Here is a 19,699-nt window from a genome sequence, read left to right on the forward strand (position 1 = left end):
TTAGAGCAACAGCGTATAATTAAGACTGTTAATTCAATAGAATATGGGCATTTACCACCTAGCAAGATAGTCCCTAAACTATTGGATAAAGGTGTGTGGATAGCATCAGAAAGTTCGTTCTATCGTGTTATGAAATCGCATAAATTATTAACACACAGAGAAAAAGTTAAACCAAATAAAAAGATAAAAAAGCCAAAAGCACTCAGGGCAACACGTGTAAACGAAATTTATACATGGGATATCACGTATTTGCCAACAGCTGTTAAAGGTCAGTTTTTATACTTATATTTAGTGATGGATATTTATAGTCGAAAAATAGTTGGTTGGCAGGTTCATGACACACAACTAAGCACACTGGCGGCTGATTTAATGGTAGATATTTGCAGGCGAGAGCAGGTAAAGCCTGAGCAAGTCACGCTGCACTCGGATAATGGTAGTCCAATGAAAGGGGCAACGTTATTAGCGACATTGCAGGAGTTAGGTATTGTTCCTTCATTTAGCCGACCGTCTGTGAGTAATGATAATCCTTATTCTGAATCGCTATTTAAGACGTTAAAGTATCGCCCGGAATACCCTGAGAAAGCCTTTGAAAGCATGGGTAGCGCAAGAAAGTGGGTTAGCGGATTTGTTGATTGGTACAACGATGAGCACTTGCACAGCGGTATTAAATTTGTCACGCCAAACCAGCGTCATTTAGGATTAGATGAAGCGATACTAGCGAAACGTCATCAGGTAAATGAGATGGCGAAATTACAGAACCCAAGTCGTTGGTCAGGAAAGTCTCGAGATTGGACGATGATCAATGAAGTAAATTTAAATCCAGAGAAAAAAGAAGCAATGCGGGCGGCATAAAATTTAATTTGATGCGACAACTAACTTGAAAAACTCCGCTTGATACGTGTGTTTTCCGCTATAAATAGTTCAACGACATAGCGAGGTAAGAAAACAAATTGACTGTGCTCTTTGCTAAGGTGCCTAACAAAGTACGATATCAGATAGAACCGCACCAGCGCTCTTAAATTATAGTAAATTTGAAAGACCAACTAATTCATATCCTCTTATAAACATAACAGTGTTTTTTCAGCAGACATTGCCTCTATAATATTTTGAGAAAATACAGACGCCATAGCAGCAACATACTGTTCTATGAGCCTTATTCTTCCTTTCACTCACAAATTGCAGAACATGTCTGTATAAACGCAAATGCTCAACTAGGCTCATAATCTTCCATTAGGGAAAGTAGGTCAAGAATTGACTTAGGAAAGTGGTCAGGAAGTTGATGCCAAATGATTTTGGGGCAAAGGCGAGTTACCCTTATAACCCTGTCTAAGGACAGAAGCTAGTTAACGTGACTACTGAGTATCAAGGAGGAGCACCAACTGCCATCATATCTGGATATCACACACCTCCATTTGTCTTTATCAGGGATAATCGTTTGTTTAGAGATGGATATATGCGTTTATCTCATTGTTAACAAGAAAACAAATGGCGTGATATTCTAAAGCGTACAGCTGAAAAGAATTTAGCTCAAATCTAAACTGTCAGATCAAGTCTGAGCTAGTAGATTTAAAAATCATTAAACTTTGATACTCCGTTAGCTTTTCTCCACGCAACAGCTATTTCAACAAGTTCCAACTTTCGTTGCTCTTCCTCAGCTATTCTTTTTATGCTCTATTAATAGGGTCTGTAGTATAATTGAATCATCAATATTTACTGGTTGTATTTTTTGCTTTTTTATATTAACTATGATTTGTGGTACTTTTCTAATTAACTTATTTGCATCAGAATTACAGACAAAGCAATATGCCACTACTGAGGGTTACTCACTTTAATTAAGTTAAGGTTAATTGAGATTTTGAACTTATTTTTAATGTAAAAGAGATGGAGCTGCATATGAAACATAGGCCAGAAGGCTGGGTTGTTTTAACGTTTCAAACAGTTGATAGTAAATCCTGCTATGTGTTGTTTTGTTCTTGGAGAAATGATGATCAATGGAGAGTAAGCTCAGGTTCAATGGTTCTACCTCACTTGTCATCATGTGGAAATTACTGGATTTGGCCTCAGATATCAGGCTCTATATATGAGCTCCCCGTTGGTGAAGAAAATTGCTACACCTTCTACACTGGTGCTGTATTAGACAATTTGTTAGCAATAGGATATCGCGATGGCACACAGTTAAAACGCATATCACTTGAAGATATTGTGGAAGATAAATAAGGCGCTTAGCGCCTTACAATCAGTCTATTTTTTACTTTTGGAGGTAGCCGGCTCTACTTAAAGTAGATACTTGAGGTCTTTGCTAAACAAAGATAAGGAATATTATGCTGTAAATGTTATTAGTTCTGCAGCAAAAGCTAATAAATGAATACAACAAAAGCTAATAAATGGATACAACAAAAGCTAACGGTGCTACTTTAAAACGATTACCTGTGGTGTTTAGACATCTTTGTCATTTAAGTATCATTCAGAGGATAGGGATGATGCATGACTCAACCTTTCGGCTTCGATAGTTATCCTAAGTGCAACTCCATAGCCCTGTTATATGCTGATTTAACATCATGAATTAAATCAGTATCATTGTCATCTAAAGATAATGAAGATGGGAAGAATTCGATGTATACCTGTTCTCCCGTTAATCTCTCTATAGTCCTAATATAGTGCATTGTAGTTTCCAGGTCCTTGTGACCTAATTGACGTTTAAGAAACGAATGGATAGTGGTCTTGTGCGTTTCACAAATATAAGTGTCGTTTACTTTACCCCAGCGATGTAGCAACTGAGTTGCGCCAGTGTGACGCATAAAATGAGAAGTGACATGAAAACCTAAGGCTTTAGATGCCTTGTTAAAAGCTTCCTGTAACTCAGGAACTGAGACTGGCTTCCCAGTTTTATTTAGCCATAAGAAGCTATCTTGTTCGTTCCGGTACAGCTTTTTAGCATGTTTACTCTTGCAATAACACCTTTCATATAATTCTTGGCGCTTACTACGGTGGGGAATTATAAATTTTTCATGAATTAATTTCATTGTTTCAATGTGAATAAGACATGTTGCACTGGAACCACCTTTGTTTTTATAGCGTAATTCTTGAAAACCAATTGTAGAGTCCATTTGACCGAATCGTTTCCAATTAGGGTTCAATCTATTGGATTTAACTGGTATTTGCATAACACCGCCAATTCGCAAGAAAGTTTGTAGCATTGTTGCAGCCATTACAGCATATACAGGATCTTGATTGTCTAGTTCACTATAGAGTTTCTTAAATTGAGACATCGAGACAACCTTTCCTCTATAATCATCTGAATATTCGCACCATTCTTTTGGAATGAGTGGTTCTATATCATATTCATAATGGCTACTAAATTGTTTTGTGTGTGACAAAAAGTCTCCATCTCGGTCCTTAGATACAGTAGCCTTATATTTACCTTCAAAAAACATATTGTGAATTACTCCTTCGGAGCGGAGGTAATCATAAAACTCACGCAGAGGGGCAATATAATTTTTGATTGACTGTCCTTTCCAGCCCCAGTCATTGTGAAGCAAGTTTACAATTTGCTTTAATTGATAATAGTTAATGTTTAGATAGTTTATGCTTCCAGCTTCAAGTAAATCACCATTTTCATCAACAAACAAAACCTCATTCTCTATGCAGTTAAGCATAAATTTGATGTTTTGTGCCATATCATAAATCCTTTTACCTCCGACCTTTTTTAACCTACCGGGCATCGCTGTCGGGTGATAAAACCGTTTTGTTAAAAATTGCAATAGATGCATATTTACACCGGAACCAGGGTAATAAGGTATGGGTACAGGGTTTCCAGTGAGGCAATTAAGTTGTAGGTAACTCATTTTGATTATCCTTAACTAATAAGTTTTATATATGTCTTATGATCATGATTTCATCGAACTGTTCGTCTAACACACTAATTTCATCTTGAGTTTCATAAAGCTCTCTGAATGTGCCTTCTTCGATTCTTCGGTGTTTGAAGTTTCGTTGAACAAGCACGTCATATGGCGTATCAAAAATAACTGCACACACTTTTATGTCAGTAGTCAATTTCATTTTATAAGGTAAAATTAAGCTTAACCATTGCATTCGAGAACGAAGAGTTAGGTTGGTGGCATCAATCACGACTGGGTGGCGGTCAGGATAATAACAATTAGACGCGAGCCAAGTTGTCTTACCAGATCCAGGCATACCTGATAGCAAATATATGCGCATAGGTAGGTTTCGTTGTAAAAAATTTTTTAGGGCTTCTCTTGAAGAGCGCCATGCAACATCTTTAAGTGCTTTATTGTCAAATTCATAAATACCTTCTGCGTTATATAGCTGCTGATCAGGTGATATTACTTCTGCTTTAGCAAACGTAGTAAAGCGATTTTTATCGCGCTGTAACGCTGAATATGATGCTTCAATAGCATGATCTTGTGTTTTAGATAATTGGTCTACAACCTGAGATAACTCAAACTTAAATTGTTCATTTTTAGCAACTAAGTCGGCACAACTCATATGAGCTTGATTTCGCTCATTTTCTAATAGTTCGTTTTGCTTTTGTAATTTACCTAGCTCTGATTCAACTTCATTGTTTATTTTTTTATTTTGAAATTCTGCGCGCCACTGAGATACACTGTCAGCAAAAGCTTTATATTGTTTGGCTATGTGAGGAAGTGTTTTAGGCTTGATTCCTTTAAAGTAATCTCGGTGCACACCTACATCTTCACTAATTTTAACTAACGAACATTCGTTGACCGAAGCATTCGCTATAGCTTTCCCCTTATGTCGAGAAAACGAAGCTTCTAAAGCTTTTATCTTTGTTATATGACCTTGCTCCTTTATAGAAACATCAGGCTTTTTAGCTTCAGTCATTATTTAGTTCCTCCTTATAGAGCTCTTCCAAAACGTCCCTATAATTAGTAACAAAGCGTTTAGCTTCTTGTATCAGGTCAAATACTTGGTTAGTAGAATTTAAATAACTAATGTAAAATTTAAACGTCTCAAACAAGCCATCGCTCCAAGGTTTTCCTATAAGAGCATCAGAGCACTTAATACCTACACATTGCGCTGGGTTAGGTAAAGTAGCCATTACATCAGTAACAGCTTTACTAAACCCGCTTTTTTTTCGAGCTGCTTGATTCTCTTGGGAGGCGCAAGGAGAGTCAGTAGTATCGTTTGTCATGCGCAAGCAAACAACACTCATCGGTGTTAGTAGGGCAAAGATATGATTATTAGTCATGCGTTGTAAAAGCATTTCTTTTAATCGCTCCAATAGCTTTACTTGTAAATCCATTTCAGTAAGAGATTCACTTTTATACTTTTCTTCTATTTCCGCCTTAATAGTTTCAGCACCTTTTTTAAGTTGTTCACCTTTTACACCTGCGACGCTACCTTTAGATATTGCTAGTGCCATATCTTCAGCTAAAGATTGCTGAGCAGTCGTGATATTTCTGTTACGTTCGGCGATCACAAGAGGGTTATAATTAATATACGCATCAGGCATTAAGTCATTCGAGTGCCCGAATAGTTTTTTCAATATTAAAATAGCAGCTGTACTGTTGGCACCGATAAAACCTGCAAGAGTAGAACGTCCGCAATGAGCCGAAACAGGAACATTGGGATCAATTGTTTCTAATTTTATATTAAAGTGGTTAGGCAGAAACCTAAGTAGTTTATTAAAGGCTGACTCTTCTCCCATGTAATATTCGTCTTTTATTGATGAATCAGCAACTTTAGCCAGAGTCTTATGAAAGACAACCTCTCCACCTCTATTTAATTTAGCTTTTGTTGCTAGCATAAAGGCCTTGGCGGTTTGTGGAGGGATAGGTAATACGTAATTAATTAAATCAGTCTTTTGAATATTACTTACTATATAAAATATATTGTCACTGCGCTTTGAAGCGATGCAGGCTTTTGGTGATAACTTCCTTAAATCTATGTTCCTCAGCCCAGTCGTAAGTAAAATAATCCAAGCACAGGCAGATTGTGTGAGTTGCTGTAAGTTAGAGTAATAACTTTGAGGTAATTGCCTCTCTGATGAGAATGTCATCGGCATGATATTTTCTAACTTTGTTTGAAATTTATTCTTGATAATTGTGTTGAGGGACTTAGGGAATCTTCTACACCTATTTTTAGGTAGGGTTTTTGTTTTATTTTCGACTTCATTAAAAAAATCTATAATTGTGTCTCCGTAGTCATTTATAATCATCAAAGATGTGGTTATGATTGAGCTGCAGCATTCTTGTGTTAAAGGCATATAGTGAGTTATTTCATTATTTAAACCAAGTGCTTTTTTTAAACTTGGCACCCATTTACGAACGTCTAAACCGGCCTTACTCCAAGGTGTGATTATATTTGATACCATAAAATATGCACTGAAATAAGAAGGAGCCTCTATCGTTGTTAGATCATTAATGAAAGAAAAAGGCGCCAGTCCAAGAGTACCTTTTAGTTGTAAATTTCTATTTGCAGCTAGACTAATATCATCTGAAAGTAAATCACTTAAACCTCTGAATTGCTCACCTTCATTGGCGATTAATATTCTTTTACTTGCTAGCATTTCTTTAAATGTATTAATAAAACCAATTACACGAGGCTGAACCGTCGAAATACTAGCACCTCGAATCTGTATTAAGATGAAGGTCGCTACTTTGCACAGAATAAGTAATGGCTTTTGCTCTGGCTCAGGAAGCCAATCTATCCATTTAAAATTATAACGATTTGAACCTGTGCAATCCCAGTATTCATCAGAAAATGCATTATTGGTTATTCGATTCATTGATTGATTTTTGTATTGCTCTTCGAGGTGAGTTAAGCACGCCCATTGTTTTTCACCTATTGAAGTGTGACTGCTATAATCAGCTAAAGTATCTTTGGTATTGAAGGGAATGGTATTAGGCATAGGATACTCCGTTTAAAATTGCAAAATAGGGGGGAGGAGTATTTCACCCTTTCGCATTGCAATATTTGCTGTATGATATCCTGCTTCTATTATCCCTTCACCACGAGGGTGATAATTGCGAAATTTCCTAATAGTATCTTTGGCGATCCATAGTCTATCGTCAATCAAATCATTGGAAGGTCCTTTTTTCATGAACTTATACTCCTCTAATTGAAGAATTCGGTATAATATATTTGGAATATGTTCGCTAAATACTTCAGAGCGCTTGCATCCAAGACACATATCATAGCGTGTGCATTTTTTTGCTATTGGCAAGTTATGAGTTGGCTTTTCAGGATCTGTACAATCACATAAGTAGCGCTCGCGTTCTTTTACACGTTCGTTAGAGTTATTATTGATTTGACCTTGGAACTCAACTGACTTTTCTAATAGCTCACTTGTTAAGGCAACGATTGCAGCATTTAATACAAGGTTTGCATTACCGCTCTTCATTAAATAAGAAAAAAATGTTGTGTCGAATTTATTGTGGCCAAGAGTTGCTTTTAGCTTTGCTACCAGCTCTCCTGCACTTTTAACGTCTTCTAATAATGACATTAATTTATGGCCCGCATACACTTTGCGAAACTTTAGGCTATCTAAAGAAGTAAGTTGGTTGCCATCATCGTCTTGTACTTGGAATTTTTTTAAGAAGGATGATTTATATTTAGCATCCCATACTGACGAAAATATATATTTACGATTAGGATCGCTGAACGTATCCAAAAATTTAAGGTACTTAAATAAAGGGCTGTTAACTTTAATTGGACATCCGATTTGTTTCGGCGGACGTGTACCAACCTTTCGTTTAATACCCGTCAGTACTACTTCTTGATCTCTAATCGATGTATTTTCATTTAAGCCTAATTCTATATTCCAGTTTTGATACCAAGGTATACCATTATAAGAGCATTTCCAGCTAGTGATGACTTCTTTGTTTAATCCGGTAGTTATCATCGTATAAATGAGAATAGGTAACTCTACTTGTCTAGTATTAAACATCAAGAAGTTCCAAAGCGATTTACTCAGTTTGTGATCTCCATGTTTTCTGTTAGCTTTTACCCTTGTAGGGTAATAACTAGCAAACATCCAATTAGTTAGATTAGAAAAAGGTTGATTTTCTAGTATCTCAATACCTTCTTTTGAGGTATAAATATCATGTATCTTTTTCATAAAAAGTGAGGGAGCGACTATGTCTTTATTGTGGCAGGATTTCTGAAGTTGAGGAATGTTGTTTTTAATAAGTAGACACAAATTACGCTTTATTTTCTCATGTCCTCCATTTTTATTTTTCAACATTTTCATAAGTTTAGGGTTATAAACACTTATTTCATCTATTGATATATAATCATCTCCTAAAGATTCAATTGAAACTTTTTCTAATGAATCCCAACGCTTCATCGCATCTTCTATAATAAAAAAGCTATATGCTAATAATTGTGTCAGTACTGAATCTGAGTATTCATTCTCCCCGAATGCTTTTTCTAACTCATCGATATTTATTTCTTGAACTGTAGTGTTTGGAGAGGTTAATTTAGTTCTTATTTTTTTTAACCCACAAGAGTCATAATGACGTGAGCATTTAAAAATAGGATTCAAACTGTATTTTAGATTAGCCCGCCTATGTTTGGGTTGAAAGACTATTAAATTAGAAAAGAAGAAAGCATTTAGCTCTTGTAGAGACTTTGGAATTTCGGTCTGTGGCAAAGTTTTTGCGTATTCACAGATGCGTTTTAGATCCAGCAAAGAGCCGGCAACTCTTGCGTTAGAAAATGTTTTCGATGTTAAGTATTTTTGACATAGCCTAGCTAAGTCCGTTGCGAGTATTTCACCACAAAATTCAGATATGTAAGTAACAAATGGTGGTGTAAGAGATTGTACAGTAGGAACACCAATCAATTTGTATGTTTTGTCTGGTAGTTCATCAACAAGAGGTGCTTCAAAAAATACGCGAGTAGGGTATTTGTGATCCGAGGATTGTATATCTATAAATCGTTTATATTTTGGCAAATCTATAGTTTCAGATAACGGTATTTCTTTTAAAGTATCGGCTTCCGTCTTAGACTTTAAAACGACTTTCAATTTACTCGAACGTATTCTTGGTTTTCTTGGTGGCATAATAAGTGTTCTGTTTTTACTTTTATCTTTACAGTAGTAAATAAAAGCTGAAATGCAAAAAAATCTTGATTAAATTTTATCTCCTATGAAAGTGAAATGTGTTCAGAATTAATATCTTTGATCTTTTGAAACCATTCGTGAGCAAGTGCACCACCGCCTGCATTTTTTGCAAGGGCAAGCGTTTGAGAGGCTGCATTATAATGCGCTTGTACACCTTTTTGACCACCATGACCAAATGCAAAATTAAGTTTGCCACGAAGACCAATAGCTTTGGGCGGTAAATGCAGTATTTGTGCAAGGTCGGCCAGTGCATCGTAAATTAAATTAGCGCTAATGTAGCGCTCTTCTTTAGTTACCCATTTACCGACGACCATTGACCTAAAGCCAAAGGTATCTCTTATATCGCTAAAGTCGACTTGGTCGTCAAAGCGATAGTCGGGGCCTTGGCGAGTAAAGCCACGTTTTAGCCTGTTAGGGTAGTTACGCATTGCAAGTTTCATATAGTAACGAATTTAATCTAAGTAACGTGCTTTTACGTGCTCGGGCATGTGATGGGTTTGTTTTTGTATTAATTCATCAAGCACATTATAAAGTGGTGCAGGATTTAACTGCTCTATTAAAAACAAACTATGCGCTACGGCTTCAAGTGTGGATAGGCTGTCGGCCCTAGGGGCTTTACGAATAGCATAACGATTTTTAGGTAACTGTTTAAAACTGACCGTTTTGAATTGATTTAGCAATGTGGTGAGCTGCAAAATTTTGTAGGCTTTTTTCCATGTACCATCAACCACGATTAAATGGGTGATGTTTTTTATATTAGATTGCTCAGCGCTATCGTCTAAATTTACAGCGTGTTCGTTAGGGTAGAGCAAAACAGTTGAGCTTACTGGCAGTGATTTAAGAATAGAAAAGTCGTCATTATTTTCGCCTTTGACTATTTGGCAATCAGTTAGACACAAATTGAGTAGTTTAGCGGTATTTTTTGCTATTTTTTCTTCGCTTGGGTGCTGTAGAATAATAACCTTAACTTTGTTGTTTATATTTGTAATTGCGCTGCAAATACAGGTGTTAAGTGCAAAGTTACAATGATTACAAAGTGTGCGTGCCATTTAATAAACTTTTTGTTGCCAGTATGATCCTCACAATTATACATTTATAAGGTAATTAAGTTGGTTTTTTTTACGCATCAATATAAAGTAGTACTATTAAACTGTAATTTACATGGATTGTTTTAAGGGCTTAAAATATGACAGAAATAAATATTGATACATCAGCATTAGAGAGTATGGAATCGTTATTGGGTGAGCAGTTTGCTGATACACTTGATTTTTGCTGCTCGGAGTTTGAGCGTTTAGGCTCTGAAGTTTTAGCAACCATTGGAAAAGACAGAGAAGCGGCGATTCGTCATTCTCATAGCTTAAAATCTAACGCTGCGCAGTTTGGTGCTTCAAGCCTTGCTGAAGTATCTCGCGTTATTGAACAAAATTTAAACCTAGATAACTTAGCTAAAGCCATCGACGCATCTAATAGCTTAATGGCTCAAGTAACAGGCTCTCAAGCTAAGCTAAATGAATGGTTAGCATCTCGTTAATTATTGAAACCGAAACGTGAATTTATTTCAGTATTAAGCGTTTAAATAGGCTGGCATTTTACGCCTTTACTAGGTTAGTCTAAAGATTCACTAGGGCGTGTTGGTCTTTCGGGATTGAATTTGCAACGAGTGTTTGGTTTTTAGGTTAGGCAGAGCCTATGCAGTGTGGTTTTTCCACATAAATAGGCGATAACAACACATAAAATTCAAACACGCATTGCCCAGAGGGTTCTTCCTAGGGGCTATTTTCTCCTTGTTACTCAATTTTTACTTAGCCCACTAGGTTACAAATCTCGCGCCGCGATTAAATCGCCCCTAGGTTGAACAAATTTAATCCATAAAGTCAATACGCCCTAAAGAGGTAAAAATGTCTGATATTAAAAAGAGTCACAAATTAGAAGGTGTATGTTATGACATTCGTGGGCCGGTTTTAGCACAAGCTAAAAAAATGGAAGACGAAGGTCAAAAAGTATTAAAATTGAATATAGGTAATCCGGCTGCTTTTGGTTTTGATATGCCAGAGGACATGCACCGCGATATTATCCGCAACTTATATTCAGCCCAAGGCTACTGTGACTCTAAAGGCCTCTATTCAGCCCGCGTGGCTATTTATCAGCATTACCAACAACGTGGATTACATAATTTAGATGTAGATAACATTTATATTGGTAATGGCGTAAGCGAACTCATTCAAATGATCACTCAAGCGCTATTAAATAATGGTGACGAAGTGCTTATTCCTGCTCCAGATTATCCACTTTGGACTGCTTCGGTCACGTTATCGGGTGGTAATCCGGTACATTATTTATGTGATGAAGAGCAAGATTGGTTTCCGGACATTGCAGATATAAAAAGTAAAATCACTTCAAAAACAAAAGCATTGGTATTAATTAACCCTAATAATCCAACCGGTGCGGTTTATAGCGACGACTTGTTAATGCAATTAATCGATATCGCACGCGAACACAAATTACTGTTATTGAGCGATGAAATTTACGAGAAGATTTTATACGATGGTATAACGCATACTTCAATCGGCTCACTTTGCGACGATGTGCCTATTATTACTTTTAATGGTTTAGCTAAAACCTACCGTGCAGCGGGGCTGAGAATGGGGTGGATGGTTCTAAGCGGTCGTACCTCGGTAATGGATGATTTACGCAAAGGCCTAGAAATACTTTCATCTATGCGTTTGTGCGCAAATGTACCTGCACAATATGCAATTCAACAGGCGTTGGGTGGCGTGCAATCAATTGATAGTCTAATAAACCCGGGTGGGCGCTTATATGAGCAGCGTGATATTGCATGGCGTGGATTAAATGCTATTGAAGGCATTAGTTGTAAAAAACCTAAAGGCGCGCTCTATGCGTTTGCTAAAGTTGATACAGCACTTTTTAACGTTAAAGATGATGAAAAGATGATGTACGATTTGCTAAAAGCCGAAAAAATATTACTTGTACATGGCAGGGCGTTTAATTGGCCCGAGCCGGATCATTTTAGGTTGGTATTTTTACCAAGCAAAGATGATTTATCCGATGCGATGTTAAAAATGAAGCGCTTTTTTAAAGACTATCGCCAAGTATAGTTATTAAAAAAATAATAAAAAAACGAGCCAAATTTGGCTCGTTTTTTACTTTAGTCATGAATATATTAACAGGGCGTGTTGATCTTTGTGGATTGAAATTTGTTCAATCTAGGGGCGATTAAATCGCGACGCGAGGTTTGTAACCTAGTGGGCTAAGTAAAAACCGAGCAACAAAGAGTTAATTGCCGCTAGGCAGAACCCTTCGGGTAGCGCATGTTTGGCATTTATGCTGCGTTATCGCCTATTTATAGGGAACAACCACAGTTTATAGGCTCTGCCTTGTCTAAATACCAAACATTCTGCTGCAAATTCAACCACCAAAGTTCAGCACGTCCTAGTACGCTTTATCTACACGCACTGTGTTGTCGTTCAAGTACACTAATCTTACGTTATCGCCTTTGCTAAAACGCATTGATTGGTCCTGATCTTGAACAACCATAAACTGGTCTCCATTTTCAACTTGTATTAATAACTCTACAAAGTGATTTTGCTGATAATGACTTTGCTGCTGCCTATTATGTGCAACACTGCCGCCAATTACCGAACCTAATATTGTTGCTACTGTGCGGCCGCTACCACCACCAAACTGGTTGCCTACTACGCCACCGAGTAATGCACCGCCGAAGGTTTTCCAGCCGTTGTTTTTGTCTTGAATGATTTCTTGTTCGGTAATATTGCGTACCGATTTTACGTCACCAAATAAAACTTGCTGCACAGGGACTGCTTTATTGCGCTCGTATTTAGCAAACGTAGGCGCGCTTATTGTAAGTAAAGCGCACATAATTACAGTAATTGCTTTCATAACTTGCTCCTTTTATACCAACCTGCATAAATCTTTGATCAATTTAACGAATTAAATTGCGCTATAACGTCGTTAAAAATTTTTTATTTAGAACAACTAAATACAAAAATTTTTGCCTAGTACTAGCGTAATTTTCTTAACGTTAAATAGACCCCATATATAAGCAGATTGGTATTAGCTACCAGCCAAAGGTTGATTTTTCTTTCGTTTTACGAATTTCAGTTTCGTCTGCCCACTCAACTAGGCCGCTTTCCATATCCATTAAACGCATTGTAAATTTATAGTATACGTCTGATTTATCGGCATTTGATTTAACAATACTTGATAAGTTTCCATATAACATATATTGCGCACCAATTTGTTTACCAAATGCAACGGCTGTTGCAGGGTTAACAAGAGCATCTTCATTTTGAAACGTTAATTGCTCACGTACTGACTCAACACGGGTCATATCTACAAAACGGAACTTACCGCTGCGTAGCATTTGTGTTGAGATTGAATCGGTGATTGATTCTGTATCAATGTGCTCGCTGGTTTTATTTTTAATACGCTCAACAAATACTACAGGGCGTTTATTAGCGGTCATTGTGCCAACAACAGGTGAGCTGAGTAATGAGTCGGTCATTTGGCTCGCTACTTTTTGTAAGTCGGTAGAACCAAAATTAATATCTGTTGTTTCTACTGCTTGTGCATCGCCATAACTTACTACGGCTTTATTAGCACAGCCACTTAATACTAAAGCGCTTAGGCCAACTAAAGCGTAAGTTGATGCTGTTTTAAATTTGTTACTGATTATCATGGTTGTTTCCTTTAATCTTTAAATTCTTGTGATTCGGTAGACACTTCTCTTACTGCTAAAGAAAAGGTAACCGCATCAGAGCTCGGTGCTAAGCCCGGTAATTGTGTTTTTGCAAAACCAAATAAGGTGAGTGCTTGCCAAGGTGAATGATTGCCTTTAATAACAAAGCCGTCTTTATCAAACCAATTAAACTGATACTGCAAATATTGTGATTTTTTATACTGGCTCGAAAGTGTCACTACTACATCGGTTAACTGGTTGGTTTGACGTGTTTTCACATCAGTAATGGCCAGCTTTTTACCAAGCTCTGGGTTATCTACACGTAATTGCTCATTAAACTGGTTTTTATTTTGTTCAACAGAAATACCCGATGTAACCGGTTTGCTGGAACATGCACTGAGCATTAAAACTGCTAATAATGGCGCTATGTATTTCATGATGGCTCCTAAAGTTGAACTACGTGGTAATTAAAGTAGTTATTAACGGAGGTTAAGTAAATTAACGTTAACCCTTGCTTACTAACGGTAAAATTTATAGGTGCTTGTGTGCCTATATGCAGAGAATGCTCACCTGTATTTAGGCTTTGCCTTGCAACACTTATTTGATTTGGAAGTGTAAGCCAGCTACGTGTATCAGCTTGCTCAGACGCCAAATTATAAATATTAGCAAGTATGTTACCTACATCACCGGCACTGCGAGCAAGTTCTGCACGCACTTTCTCTTTAGCTACTAATCTAAGTACTTGGCGAGCTACTTTTGCAGGTATTTGATCTTCTAATGTTTTTGCTGCAAGAGCTTCAATGTGTACTAATGGGCTCAGCTCTAAGCTTTGTGCATCTATGTTTATATTATTAAGGCGGTGCACATAGGCATTATCTTTATATACTGGCATTGCAAGGCTGTAAAAGCGTGCATCGCCGCGTGATGAATAAATTGGTAAGCGCAGTTTAAATTCATCTTGTTTTGGTACTAAGCCTTGTTCAAATAAAACAATTACTTCGCCTTGTGTTGCAGAAATAGTGGGTGCATCACTAAAACGTTTTTTAAATTCGCTTAGGTCTTGGTCAAACCCTTGTTTTTTAGCAAGGCGCATTACGTCCTGCTGTAAATAAATATTGTTAGGTTGTATAGCCAGTGCTTTTTTATAATCAATATAAGCATCGTCATACTGTTTAGCACTTTGGTAAAGCAAAGCAGATAAATAAAATGTGTAGGCATTTTGAAAGCCATTTTTTACATCTCTGGTCACATTGCCCATGCTAGGGTAGTGCTGCTGCGCTTCCTTAACTGTTGAGTCGCCATCTGTTTTATTTTCGCTTAGTGCATCAACTTGTACTTTATTAGCGCGGCGAATTTCTACCAAAGCGCCTTCTACATCATTTTTATACACGTAGTTAAGTGCTTTATAACTATGAAGCATACTCATTTCGTAAGCCGGTGGCACATAAGTTATGGCTGAGTCGTTAGTAAATAACGCATTGCTTTGCTCAAGCCCCGCACTTACTTGTATTTTGGCGGCTTCACGTTTTTTTTGCATTTGCGTATACACGTTCTCAAATTTACTTTGTGCCTCTTGTGGCGTATTGGCTAAGTCGTTTAAGCGAGCTTGCTCAAGTTGGTTGAGTAAGTAGCTGCTGTGCATGGTGCTATTATCGGCAATAAGGGATTGCGCTTCTTCGATGTTATTTTTCTCGATCGCATTTCTTATTGGTGTCATTTGCGTGGCATAGTCATTAAATAGGTCATTAAAGCCCATTGTGCTACACCCACTTAAAATACAACAAAAGCTTAAAATTATACTTAGGCGCACTGCGCACTCCTCTCAATTCACCTGTATACATTAACATATTGTTTTTAGCTAAATGTGTGAAATATTGTAAAAAATCGTAGAGTAAAACTGCCTGCTAATAAAGAAATATAAAATGACATTGGTGAACAAAGTGTGAATTTTCTTGTTGGGTAACAATATTGAAATGCTTAAGGTACTTTATTGGTCTTATTGAATACAATGATCCCTAAAGCGTAACGATAAATGAATTTTTTAAATGAAGTAATTGCTACTCACTAAGTCGTATACGAAAAATACTAAAAGGATATCTTGTGTTGTAGACACCGTATTTTGCAAATGCGGCTAAGGTTTGAGTATAAATGATCTAATTTATTAAAACTAAATACTCTCTTTGCACAGTTATACCAATCCTGTTTAAATGTGCTGCTCAGTAAGCTGTTTTATTGGCGCTTATGACAATGTTTTGAGTTTAGTAGGTTAATTAGTTAATTAATTGAAATAACGCTGTAATTTGTTTTTATTGCTAAGGAATTTTTTTGAAAGCTACGTTGTACACAATCATTGCTTTAATTGCGTTTGCTGCAAACTCTCTTTTTTGCAGAATGGCTTTAGCCGAAGGCTATATAGATGCTTGGAACTTTACAGTTATTCGCTTACTCAGTGGTGCTGCGTGTTTGGGTATTATAATGGCTATCTATACTCATAATTTAAAACGAAAAGGCACATTTAACCCCGCTATTTTAAGTGATAAAGGAAGCTGGCGAAGCAGTATAAGCCTTTTAGTTTATGCACTTTGTTTTTCGATTGCATACGTAGAGCTAGATACAGGCACCGGTGCACTTATTTTGTTTTCAGCCGTGCAACTCACTATGATTGGCTGGGGTATATATCAAAAAGAGCAGTTGAGTGTGCTTCAGTGGTGCGCGTTTATAGTGGCGCTAGGTGGGTTTGTATATTTAATGCTGCCATCTGCTGCTGTACCTTCGTTATTAGGTGCATCACTTATGGCACTCAGTGGTGTGGCATGGGGTATTTACAGTATTCGCGGTAAAGTGTGTGTATCGCCACTGCGTACTACCGGGTTTAACTTTATAAGAAGCTTAGTGGCTATCCCTATTTTATTACTTGTTGGTATGAGTTATTTAAAAAATATGAGTATTGAAGGGGTTTTGCTTGCGTGTGCCTCGGGTGCGATAGCTTCTGGAATTGGTTACAGTGTTTGGTATGTGGCTATGCCACTGCTTAAAAGTACCCAAGCTGCTGTTGTGCAGCTTTGTGTACCTGTACTAGCTGCCATTGCAGGGGTTTTGTTTTTATCAGAGCAGGTAACAATGGAATTTATTGTAGCAAGCTCATTAATATTAGGCGCTGTGCTGGTATTTATCTTAAATAAAAAGAAGGTGTGATACCACTTAAACAAGTTCTTTATGGCGGACTAACGTTCGTTACAAAGCGTGTATAAATAGCGGGTAAGTTATCAAGTATTGCCTGCTTACCCTGTAGTTCACTGTTTTTTATGCATTCAAAAAGTACTTGTTCGCTAAGCTTATTCACTAATAATTGCGATTGCTTAATATGGCTTATATGCCAAAGCTCAGGTGCGACACCACCTAAATCATGCTGGTAAGGGCGATAAAAGCCAAATTTATCTAAGTTAGTATCAAGCCAATTACTTAAAGCCGCAAATGGCCCACCTTGCAGGTATTCATCAGGTGTTAGTTGTAGTTTATAATCATCACTTACCGCAGCTTTATCAAACACATCTAAATCGGTGCCTAAATGGTGCCTGCTTGCCCCAGGTAATGCAGAGTAGAGCATGATCGCAATACACTTATCACTATCGCTTAGTTTAGTTAAATCGACAATCACTTGTTGTTTATTAAAAACAGGTCGAATCCCTAAAAACTTATTATTCCAAATAATTGATTGACGATCAAAATCGCGAAAGCTTGATGCAATAGTCAGCTCAAATCCCGCTTTTTGTGCTGCACTTTGCAGCGCTAAAAAGTCGCTAATAATAGCGCTGTGCAAGCGATGATTTTGTATATCAGTTAAATGTGTATCACTTTGCCCTGTGATACACATTATCGATGTGGGTTGAGTAACATCCATTATGCTAAAAGTTGCTCTAATATTTGCTCGTAAATGTCGGTAAGGGCTATTAAATCATCGGTACTTACGCATTCATCTACTTTATGAATAGTGGCGTTACGTGGGCCAAGTTCAATTACTTTAGCGCCAGTTTGTGCAATAAAACGACCGTCAGATGTGCCGCCAGTGGTTTCTAAATTGGGTGTTAAGCCGGTTACTGATTTAATCGCTTTAACTGTGGCATCAACAAGCGGGCCGTGCTCGGTAATAAAAGGTAAGCCATTTACTATCCAGCTTAATTCATAATTTAAGTCATGCTTTTGTAGAATGTCATTTACACGTTGCTGTAATTGCTCATGCGTTACTTGCGTGCTAAATCTAAAGTTAAACTGTACTTCTAGTTCACCCGGGATCACATTACCCGCACCCGTGCCACCATTAATATTCGAAATTTGAAAGCTGGTGGCGGGGAAGTATTCGTTGCCGTTATCCCACACCGTTTGGCTAAGCTCAGTAAGTGCTGGCGTCGCTAAGTGAATTGGGTTTTGTGCTAAATGCGGGTAGGCCACATGACCTTGTATACCCTTAACGGTTAAAAAAGCGGTAAGTGAACCTCTGCGACCATTTTTAACAACATCGCCTAATACATCTCGTGATGAGGGTTCGCCTACTAGGCACATATCAATTTTTTCACCACGGGCTTCTAGTGTATCTATTACACGTGTTGTGCCGTTTACAAACGGTCCTTCTTCGTCAGAAGTGATTAAAAAAGAAATCGAGCCTTTATGATCTGGATGTTTAGTAACAAAACGTTCGGTTGCTACAAGCATTGCGGCTAATGAGCCTTTCATATCGGCAGCACCACGCCCGTGTAATAGGCCGTCTTTTATTAATCCTGAAAACGGCGGGTGTTGCCAATTTTTTTCAGGGCCTGTTGGTACAACGTCGGTGTGACCAGCAAAACAAAAGTGCGGCGATTGTGTGCCTTTTCTAGCCCAAGTATTAAGTGTGTCGGTAAAAAATAATGACTCTATATTAAAGCCAACCGCAGCAAGGCGATCGTTCATCATTTGTTGGCAGCCAGCATCTTCGGGCGTTACTGATTCACGCTGGATTAGTGCTTGGGCGAGTTTAATTACATCATTAGTCATTATTAAAAATCTCGTCGTATTGGGCTGCTTTAAAACCTAAATGGTAACTGCCATTGTTTACCAGTACTGGACGTTTGATCATGGCAGGTTGTTCAACCAACAATGGGATAGCACTTTCTTTAGTTAGGCTTTGTTTTTGCTCATCAGTTAATGCGCGATAAGTTGTTCCACGTTTATTAACGAGTTGTTCCCAATCGAGCTTGTCTGCAAATTCACTCACCATTTGCTCATTTACGCCATCTTTGCGGTAGTCATGAAACTTAAATTCGATGTTGTTATCAGTTAAATGTTTTTTAGCTTTTTTTATCGTATCGCAGTTGCTAATGCCGTATAGAGTGATCATAAATCTAGTTCTTCTTAATAATAGTTAATAGTGTGTCTTCACCCGCATTTACATGCGAATGCGAGTAATGAAATGTGCCAAGGTTATGGCCGTTTAGTAAAATTAAACTAGCAAGCATTGGAGTATCAAGTTCTCGTAAATCAAAATAAGCAAGGCGTTGACCTTTGCATATTTTGCTACCATTGAGTTGCGCAATATGGGTATGCGTAATTGATTGCGAATCAAAAATAGTTAAGTTAATCAAGACTTTTAGACCATTATTAGCTTGTAGAATAAACTCAGTACCTGCATTTTTTACTTGTAATAAAGTTCCATCAAACGGTGCTAAAATTTTATGACTTGTTAGTTGCACCATAATACCAGGGCCCAGAGTGCCAAAACGAAAAAAAGGTTCTGGGTGCTCTTTCAGTTCAATTACTTTACCTGTAAATGGGCTGGTAATATTTATTGCATTAAGAGGCGTTTTATTTTGAGCTAAATAGTCAATTTTTTGAGCTTTCAT

At 37.5% G+C, this 19,699-nt stretch carries 18 protein-coding genes and 1 pseudogene; 5 read left to right on the plus strand and 14 right to left on the minus strand.

Going from position 1 to position 19,699, the window contains the following annotated elements; genetic code table 11:
- Together CXF76_RS20080 and CXF76_RS20085 are read left to right on the plus strand one after the other, a co-directional pair.
- Nucleotides 1-852: IS3 family transposase (locus tag CXF76_RS20080; protein WP_157823358.1), on the plus strand; the 852-nt coding region annotated here is incomplete at its 5' end.
- Nucleotides 853-1,893: 1,041 nt separating this feature from the next.
- A complete protein-coding gene (locus tag CXF76_RS20085; protein ID WP_101164467.1) occupies nt 1,894-2,217 on the plus strand; it encodes a hypothetical protein in 324 nt (107 codons plus the stop codon).
- A gap of 293 nt (nt 2,218-2,510) precedes the next feature.
- On the opposite strand, the gene CXF76_RS20090 is transcribed toward CXF76_RS20085, so the two are convergent.
- The 6 genes and pseudogenes from CXF76_RS20090 to CXF76_RS20115 form a co-directional block, all read right to left on the minus strand.
- Nucleotides 2,511-3,845, minus strand: coding sequence for a tyrosine-type recombinase/integrase (locus CXF76_RS20090; RefSeq protein WP_101164468.1), 1,335 nt, complete (start codon nt 3,843-3,845; stop codon nt 2,511-2,513).
- Between the two features lie 25 nt (nt 3,846-3,870).
- Nucleotides 3,871-4,863, minus strand: a complete 993-nt coding sequence (locus tag CXF76_RS20095; protein WP_101164469.1) for a hypothetical protein — start codon at nt 4,861-4,863, stop codon at nt 3,871-3,873.
- Entirely contained in the window at nt 4,856-6,892 is a 2,037-nt protein-coding gene (locus tag CXF76_RS20100) for a site-specific integrase (protein ID WP_101164470.1), read from the minus strand. Before CXF76_RS20100 ends, CXF76_RS20095 begins: the two co-directional genes overlap by 8 nt.
- A gap of 12 nt (nt 6,893-6,904) precedes the next feature.
- Nucleotides 6,905-9,046, minus strand: a complete 2,142-nt coding sequence (locus CXF76_RS20105; protein WP_101164471.1) for a hypothetical protein — start codon at nt 9,044-9,046, stop codon at nt 6,905-6,907.
- A 95-nt stretch (nt 9,047-9,141) separates the two neighbouring features.
- A pseudogene (locus CXF76_RS20110) lies at nt 9,142-9,534 on the minus strand (CLCA_X family protein); the annotation flags it as partial.
- 24 nt (nt 9,535-9,558) lie between these two features.
- Entirely contained in the window at nt 9,559-10,155 is a 597-nt protein-coding gene (locus CXF76_RS20115; protein WP_007582541.1) for a tRNA-uridine aminocarboxypropyltransferase, read from the minus strand.
- Nucleotides 10,156-10,292: 137 nt separating this feature from the next.
- Here CXF76_RS20115 and CXF76_RS20120 point away from each other — a divergent pair, with 137 nt between their 5' ends.
- The gene (locus tag CXF76_RS20120) at nt 10,293-10,637 is read left to right on the plus strand and encodes an Hpt domain-containing protein (RefSeq protein WP_101164472.1); all 345 of its coding nucleotides are present in this window, start codon (nt 10,293-10,295) and stop codon (nt 10,635-10,637) included.
- A 367-nt stretch (nt 10,638-11,004) separates the two neighbouring features.
- Complete coding sequence (locus tag CXF76_RS20125; RefSeq protein ID WP_024608138.1) at nt 11,005-12,222, plus strand: pyridoxal phosphate-dependent aminotransferase; 1,218 nt, start codon at nt 11,005-11,007, stop codon at nt 12,220-12,222.
- Nucleotides 12,223-12,556: 334 nt separating this feature from the next.
- Here CXF76_RS20125 and CXF76_RS20130 read toward each other — a convergent pair whose 3' ends face one another.
- From CXF76_RS20130 to CXF76_RS20145, 4 genes are all read right to left on the minus strand, one after another.
- Nucleotides 12,557-13,024 carry a glycine zipper 2TM domain-containing protein gene (locus CXF76_RS20130; protein WP_008134100.1) on the minus strand — a complete coding sequence of 156 codons (468 nt, stop codon included), beginning with the start codon at nt 13,022-13,024 and terminating at the stop codon, nt 12,557-12,559.
- Between the two features lie 178 nt (nt 13,025-13,202).
- A complete protein-coding gene (gene lpoB / locus CXF76_RS20135) occupies nt 13,203-13,823 on the minus strand; it encodes a penicillin-binding protein activator LpoB (protein WP_007375407.1) in 621 nt (206 codons plus the stop codon).
- A gap of 11 nt (nt 13,824-13,834) precedes the next feature.
- Nucleotides 13,835-14,260, minus strand: coding sequence for a YcfL family protein (locus CXF76_RS20140; RefSeq protein WP_007582549.1), 426 nt, complete (start codon nt 14,258-14,260; stop codon nt 13,835-13,837).
- Between the two features lie 8 nt (nt 14,261-14,268).
- Nucleotides 14,269-15,633 carry a COG3014 family protein gene (locus CXF76_RS20145; protein WP_101164473.1) on the minus strand — a complete coding sequence of 455 codons (1,365 nt, stop codon included), beginning with the start codon at nt 15,631-15,633 and terminating at the stop codon, nt 14,269-14,271.
- Nucleotides 15,634-16,148: 515 nt separating this feature from the next.
- On the opposite strand from CXF76_RS20145, the gene CXF76_RS20150 reads away from it, so the two are divergent.
- Complete coding sequence (locus CXF76_RS20150; RefSeq protein ID WP_101164474.1) at nt 16,149-17,018, plus strand: DMT family transporter; 870 nt, start codon at nt 16,149-16,151, stop codon at nt 17,016-17,018.
- Nucleotides 17,019-17,037: 19 nt separating this feature from the next.
- Here CXF76_RS20150 and CXF76_RS20155 read toward each other — a convergent pair whose 3' ends face one another.
- The 4 genes from CXF76_RS20155 to CXF76_RS20170 are packed head-to-tail and all read right to left on the minus strand — an operon-like array spanning nt 17,038 to nt 19,699.
- Entirely contained in the window at nt 17,038-17,724 is a 687-nt protein-coding gene (locus CXF76_RS20155) for a M15 family metallopeptidase (RefSeq protein WP_101164475.1), read from the minus strand.
- On the minus strand, nt 17,724-18,854 hold the full coding sequence (gene dapE / locus CXF76_RS20160; RefSeq protein WP_101164476.1) for a succinyl-diaminopimelate desuccinylase: 1,131 nt from the start codon (nt 18,852-18,854) through the stop codon (nt 17,724-17,726). The genes CXF76_RS20155 and dapE overlap by 1 nt, the downstream gene beginning before the upstream one ends.
- Nucleotides 18,847-19,197, minus strand: coding sequence for an ArsC family reductase (locus CXF76_RS20165; RefSeq protein WP_101164477.1), 351 nt, complete (start codon nt 19,195-19,197; stop codon nt 18,847-18,849). Before CXF76_RS20165 ends, dapE begins: the two co-directional genes overlap by 8 nt.
- 4 nt (nt 19,198-19,201) lie before the next feature.
- The gene (locus CXF76_RS20170; protein WP_007582561.1) at nt 19,202-19,699 is read right to left on the minus strand and encodes a PTS glucose transporter subunit IIA; all 498 of its coding nucleotides are present in this window, start codon (nt 19,697-19,699) and stop codon (nt 19,202-19,204) included.

The organism is Pseudoalteromonas sp. 78C3 (assembly GCF_002836695.1).
Classification (GTDB): domain Bacteria; phylum Pseudomonadota; class Gammaproteobacteria; order Enterobacterales; family Alteromonadaceae; genus Pseudoalteromonas; species Pseudoalteromonas arctica.